This window comes from Rhodovulum sp., from assembly GCF_011048875.1.
GTDB lineage: Bacteria > Pseudomonadota > Alphaproteobacteria > Rhodobacterales > Rhodobacteraceae > Rhodovulum > Rhodovulum tesquicola.
In genome coordinates, this window is record NZ_DSDD01000362.1 from 1 (window position 1) to 5,828 (window position 5,828).

Below are 5,828 nucleotides of genomic sequence, written 5' to 3' on the forward strand. Positions count from 1 at the left end.
CGAGGAAATCGTCACCCGATGCTGCGAAGCCTGGAACTTCTTCGCCAACGACATCGCCACCGTCCGATCCATCACAAACCGCGATTATGCCAAAGCGGTCAGAAGCCAAGGCCGTTGGTATCAGAACCCTTCAAGGAGGCCCCATGACCCAGGCCGATCATGCCCCGTACCGGCCCTTTCGGCTGGGTCGGACCCAGGAATTCCTCAAGCAGATCGTCTATGGCGGGAATGACGGGATCGTCACCACCTTTGCCGTGGTGGCGGGCTTTGCGGGCGCGCATGCCGATGGCGTCGCCCAGATCGGTGCGGTGGCGGTTCTGGTGTTCGGAATGGCCAACCTGTTGGCAGATGCCGTCTCGATGGGCCTCGGCGAGTTTCTTTCGGGAAGGGCCCAGCGGGACCTTTACGGCGCCCAGAAGGCCCGCAGGATCGCCGCGATCCGCCATGACCCGGCCGAGGCACGCGCGCGGCTTGCCGGTCTTCTGCGGGGCCGCGGGCTGTCGCCCACCGATGCCGATTCGGCCGCCGCGATCATCACGCGCACGCCCGACATGACGGCAGAGATGCTGATGCGTTACGAGAACGGGATGGGCCATCCTGACCAGGACAACCCGGCAATCAACGGGCTGTTTACCTTCCTGTCCTTCGTGGTCTTCGGAATCGTGCCGCTGGTGCCCTATTTCCTGCTCCCTGCCGAGCCGCCGACCTTCGTGCTGTCGATTGGCGCGACGATCTGCGCGTTGGGCGCATTGGGGCTGTTGCGTTGGAACGCGACCGGGCTGGGCCTTGGGCGGTCGGTCGGCGAGACGATGCTGGTGGGCGGTGTCTGCGCGGTGGTCGCCTATGTCGTGGGGATGGTGGTGGGGGCCGGCGCCTAGCCGATCAGTCCGGCATCCTCGCCGAGACGTTCGTAATGCAGCTTGAGCCGCTGCAGCGCGATCCGCAACACGATCTTGCCCGACCGCGCGGACCAGCCCATGTGGTCCTCCACCTGCTCCATCCCCTCGAGAAAGCAGCAGCAGCGCAGGACCACGTCGCCCAGACCCGGCCCGAGATCACGCAGCGCCGAAACCACGCGTTCGCGCGCATCCGTCGGGCCGTTGAGCGGCCCCGAACCGGGCTGGAACCCGCCGCGCTGGCCGCCGGTCAGGAAACGTTCCCAGTTCTGCGCGATCCGCGGTCCCATCTGGGATATCTCGAAATCCTCGCGCAGCCGCTCGCCCGCCGCGACGAGATCGGGCGCAAGGAACGGCTTGCCGTCCTTGTCGCGGCGCCGTCCGAGGATGGACAGCGGCGACTCGGCGCGGTTGTAGCGGATGCGCTCGGCCTTTTCGTCGGTTGCCGTCTCCCAGTCGCGATGCTGATCGCCATAGGGCGATCCGGCTTCGGCCTGTCCGGATTGGCGGGCCTCGTCCCCGGCGAGAATGCGCTTCAACGCGGCACGACCGGCCGACGTGATCTCGTAGATCGTGACGCGCCCGCGGGTGCGGCAGCCGATCCAGTCCCTCAGCGCAAAGACCTCGGCCACCGAACGCTCCACGACGGCGACGCGGCTGGTATGGCCATCCGGACCTTCGCGCAGGACCGCGGCCTTTTCCATGTCATGCGCGACGGCAAGAAAGGCGCCGGGCTCGTTCAGGCGGCGCAGGATGCGGCGGGCCTCTCGCTGGATCGTCGGATCGTCCGCTGTCGGCCGGTCCACGCGGATCGTGGCGGTCATCGGGGGGGTCTCCTTTCGCGACCGGGCCGTCCGGGCCTGGGCACCCAGCCGGGTGAGGGCCTCATCGACGAGGGGATCGTCGCGCCGCGTCTCGACCCGCCGGATCTGGCGGAGGACGGTCGAAGGATGACAGCCTTCCATGCGCGCGAGTTCACGCAGCGAACAGCCCCCCTCGGTATGAGCAAGATACAAGCGCGCCGCATTCGGCAGCCAGGCCGGGGCGGTTTCCGACGGTGAGACGCAATCCATATCGCGGCTTTCTCCTGATCCTGATGCACCCGGACGGGTCTTTCGCCCCCAAGGTCGAATGCAATCCAAGGTTGAATTAGTTACCGTTCGGTTAACAAACGTCGCGATGCTTAGTATTGTTTCTAAACGGTAAAGATTCATGAAACCTCCGTACGCAGTTTTTCACAGAGACGCAACACCCGTCAGGGTTGTGCAATTCTGCCTTCGAACGACATATCGGAGGTTTTGAAATGACCCGGTTTACCACCGAGCTCTCCCGGCTCCGCCGCCCTCGCCTGATGGTCCAGGCCGCACGCTTCGGCCTGGCCGATTATCGTCGCGACCGCGACCTTGCCCGGCTGCTTCCGGGGCATCGGCATTCGAACCCGGCCGCGGTGATCGACCGGCTGATCGAAATCGAAGCCGGCATGGACGAGCGCCGCTGCCGCGGCGATGCCGGGTATTCCTACGCTCGCCATATCGAGGTCCTGATCGCTCTGATGGCCGAAGCCCGCACGCTGGCCGCAGCCTACCCCGAGCGATTGGCGGCCTGAGCTGACGACCTGCGGGAGCTTACATGAAGGCGTCTGGCATCTCCTTCTTGCGGCGTGCCACATAGCTGTCCAGAGTCTCGCGCACGCCTTCGTCCATGGCCGGCGGCTGATGGCGCCCCAGCATCGCCTTCGCCCGGTCGGCCGCCAGGCTGACGGTGTCGCGCGCGCCTTCCTCGTCCCAGGTCTCGAAGGGCTTGTAATCGAGCGGATCGGACCGCCAGAACGCCTCCTTGAAAGGCGCCCGAGTATGGGCGCAGCCCAGAAAATGGCCGCTCGCTCCCACTTCGGCCAATGCGTCCATCGCCTGTGCCTGGACGTCCAACGTCACCCCCTCGGCCAGCCTGTAAAGCGCGCCCAACTGGTCGGCGTCCATCACGAATTTCTCGACGCTCGCGACCAGCCCGCCTCCCAGCCAGCAGCGCGCTATTCAGCGTGTTGGCCGACTCGCAGGCCGCCTGCGCATCGGGCAGTTTTGACCCGCACAAGCCCCCGCCCGACCGGAACGGCAGCCCCAGCCGTCGGGCCAGCTGGCCCGCGCCGAACAGGATCTGGCTGGCCTGGGGCGTGCCGAAGGTGGGCGCGCCGGAGTTCATGTCGATCGAGGTCACGAAGGCCCCAAAGATCACCGGCACACCGGGCCGGATCAGCTGGGAATAGGCCACACCCGCCAGCACCTCGGTCAGAACCCGGGTCAGTGTGCCCGCGACCGACACCGGCGCCATCGCGCCGCCGACGATGAAGGGCGAGACGATGCAGGCCTGGTTCGCCGCGGCATGGACCTCGAGCGCACCCATCATCGTGGGGTCGAAGGTCAGCGGAGAGTTGATGTTGATGAGCGAGGTCATCACGGCGTTCTGTGCGACAAACTCCCGTCCGAACAGGATCTCGCACATCTCGACGGGATCCCGCGCGCGCGAGGGTTCGGTGACCGAGCCCATGAACGGCTTGTCCGACAGCGTCACATGCGCGAGCAGCATGTCGAGGCGGCGCTTGTTCACGGCCATATCGGTCGGCTCGCAGACCGTGCCGCCGGAATGGTGCAGCCATTTCGACATCTGGCCCAGCCGCACGAAGCGGCGGAAATCCTCGATCCGGGAATGTTGCGCTCGATGAAGCGCGCGGTCTCGACCGACAGGACGGTGCGCGCCGCCCGGCGCGCTGCCCCACCGCCGCCACGGCTGCGCGTGTCCCGCTCTACCGCTTCGCCCATGCCCTTCTCCCGTCGCTGGCCCGGTCCGCCGCGCGCTCATCTGGCGCAAGAGGCGCGCTTTGCGCCGGACGGTTTTCGCCCCATCCTGCGCCACGTGCGACATCCCTTGAGTTCCGTCGCCGCGCTGCGGCGTCGCGCCATTGATGGCTCGGCGCGGGCTTGCGCAGGCTCCCGCCCGGGCCTATCAGTCGGCCATGACCCAGCATGATCGCCTCCTCATCATCGATTTCGGCTCTCAGGTGACCCAGCTCATCGCGCGTCGGCTGCGCGAGTTGAATGTCTATTGTGAAATCCATCCCTACCAGAAGGTCACCGACAGCTTCCTTGCGGATTTCGCACCAAGGGCCGTGATTTTCTCGGGCGGTCCGGATTCGGTGATGCGCGCGGGCAGTCCGCGCCCGCCGCAATCGGTCTATGGGCTGGGCGTGCCGATCCTCGCCATCTGCTATGGCCAGCAGGTGATGATGCAGGACCTCGGCGGCCGGGTCGAGGCGGGCGAACATGCCACCGCGGAATTCGGCCGCGCCTATGTCGAACAGGCGGGCCGGGGCGACGAGTTCCTGTCCGGCTGGTTCCAGGGCGGGCGCGAGCAGGTCTGGATGAGCCATGGCGACCATGTCGCTGAAATTGCGCCGGGTTTCCAGGTTCTGGGTACCTCGCCCGGGGCGCCTTTCGCGATCACCGCCGATCCCGCGCGCCGCTTCTATGCCGTGCAGTTCCACCCCGAGGTGCATCACACCCCGAACGGTCGGACGCTGTACGAGAATTTCATCCGCCTTGCCGGGTTCCGCGGCGACTGGACCATGGGCGCCTATCGCGAGGAAGCGATCGCGAAGATCCGTGCACAGGTGGGCGATGCCAAGGTGATCTGCGGGTTGTCCGGCGGCGTGGATTCGTCCGTGGCCGCCGTGCTGATCCACGAGGCGATCGGCGACCAGCTGACCTGCGTCTTCGTCGATCACGGCCTGTTGCGCCAGAACGAGGCAGCAGAGGTCGTCGCGATGTTCCGCGACAATTACAACATCCCGCTGATCCATGCCGATGAAAGCGACCTGTTCCTTGGCGCGCTCGGCGGCGTTTCCGACCCCGAGGTGAAGCGCAAGACCATCGGCAAGCTGTTCATCGACGTCTTCCAGAAACACGCGGCCGAGGTTGGCGGCGCCGAATTCCTGGCGCAGGGGACGCTCTACCCCGATGTGATCGAGTCGGTCAGCTTTTCGGGCGGCCCCTCGGTCACGATCAAGTCGCATCACAATGTGGGCGGGTTGCCCGAGAAGATGGGTCTGAAGCTGGTCGAGCCGCTGCGCGAGCTGTTCAAGGACGAGGTGCGCACGCTGGGCCATGAACTGGGGTTGCCCGCCAGCTTCATCGGCCGCCATCCCTTTCCCGGCCCCGGCCTCGCGATCCGCTGCCCCGGCGAGATCACCCGCGAAAAGCTGGCGATCCTGCGCAAGGCAGATGCGGTCTATATCGACCAGATTCGCCGCCACGGGCTTTACGACCAGATCTGGCAGGCCTTCGTCGTACTTCTGCCCGTGCGCACCGTCGGCGTGATGGGCGACGGGCGGACCTATGATTACGCCTGCGCGCTGCGCGCCGTGACGTCGGTGGATGGCATGACCGCTGATTACTATCCCTTCACCCATGACTTCCTGTCCGAGACGGCAACCCGGATCATCAACGAGATCAAGGGTATCAACCGGGTCACCTACGACATCACGTCGAAGCCGCCCGGCACCATCGAGTGGGAGTGAGCCTTCCGGCGCGCGGCCCGGACATCCCTCGCGCTGCGCTGTGGATGACCGGGGCGATCCTGTCCTTCTCGTCGATGGCGCTGGCCGGGCGGGCGATGTCGGTGGAACTCGATACGTTCGAGCTGATGCTCTACCGTTCGGTGATCGGGATCGTGCTGGTGGTCGGCCTCGCGGGGCTGGCGGGGCGGCTGGGCGAAGTGTCGCGCCAGAGGCTCGGCCTGCATTTCGTCCGCAATGTCTTTCACTTCACCGGGCAGAATCTTTGGTTTCTTGCTCTGGCGCTGATCCCGCTGGCGCAGGTCTTCGCCATGGAATTCAACGCGCCGCTCTGGGTCGCGCTTCTGGCCGCGCTGACCCTGGGC

The 5,828-nt window shown here is 66.1% G+C and carries 5 protein-coding genes and 1 pseudogene; 4 read left to right on the forward strand and 2 right to left on the reverse strand.

Going from position 1 to position 5,828, the window contains the following annotated elements; all coding sequences use genetic code 11:
• Positions 1-143 precede the first annotated feature (143 nt).
• A complete protein-coding gene (locus tag ENN83_RS12680) occupies positions 144-878 on the forward strand; it encodes a VIT1/CCC1 transporter family protein (RefSeq protein ID WP_287187522.1) in 735 nt (244 codons plus the stop codon).
• Here the strand turns inward: ENN83_RS12680 and ENN83_RS12685 are convergent.
• Complete coding sequence (locus ENN83_RS12685; protein WP_287187524.1) at positions 875-1,969, reverse strand: DUF6456 domain-containing protein; 1,095 nt, start codon at positions 1,967-1,969, stop codon at positions 875-877. The genes ENN83_RS12680 and ENN83_RS12685 overlap by 4 nt on opposite strands.
• Before the next feature lie 230 nt (positions 1,970-2,199).
• Between ENN83_RS12685 and ENN83_RS12690 the strand changes: the two genes are divergently transcribed.
• A complete protein-coding gene (locus tag ENN83_RS12690; protein WP_287187526.1) occupies positions 2,200-2,502 on the forward strand; it encodes a DUF6477 family protein in 303 nt (100 codons plus the stop codon).
• A gap of 19 nt (positions 2,503-2,521) precedes the next feature.
• Here ENN83_RS12690 and ENN83_RS12695 read toward each other — a convergent pair.
• Positions 2,522-3,596: pseudogene (locus tag ENN83_RS12695) on the reverse strand (trimethylamine methyltransferase family protein); the annotation flags it as partial.
• A 310-nt stretch (positions 3,597-3,906) separates the two neighbouring features.
• On the opposite strand from ENN83_RS12695, the gene guaA reads away from it, so the two are divergent.
• Both guaA and ENN83_RS12705 read left to right on the forward strand, forming a co-directional pair.
• On the forward strand, positions 3,907-5,466 hold the full coding sequence (guaA, locus tag ENN83_RS12700) for a glutamine-hydrolyzing GMP synthase (RefSeq protein WP_287187528.1): 1,560 nt from the start codon (positions 3,907-3,909) through the stop codon (positions 5,464-5,466).
• Positions 5,463-5,828 (forward strand): EamA family transporter (locus tag ENN83_RS12705; RefSeq protein WP_414707664.1); only part of this gene is annotated, 366 nt, incomplete at its 3' end. The genes guaA and ENN83_RS12705, both read left to right, overlap by 4 nt.

What these genes read in the sequence shown, in the direction of transcription:
- ENN83_RS12680 (WP_287187522.1), top strand. Translation starts at nt 144, where the DNA reads ATGACCCAGGCCGATCATGCCCCGTACCGGCCCTTTCGGCTGGGTCGG.
- ENN83_RS12690 (WP_287187526.1), top strand. Translation starts at nt 2,200, where the DNA reads ATGACCCGGTTTACCACCGAGCTCTCCCGGCTCCGCCGCCCTCGCCTG.
- ENN83_RS12685 (WP_287187524.1), bottom strand. Translation starts at nt 1,969, where the DNA reads ATGGATTGCGTCTCACCGTCGGAAACCGCCCCGGCCTGGCTGCCGAAT.
- guaA (WP_287187528.1), top strand. Translation starts at nt 3,907, where the DNA reads ATGACCCAGCATGATCGCCTCCTCATCATCGATTTCGGCTCTCAGGTG.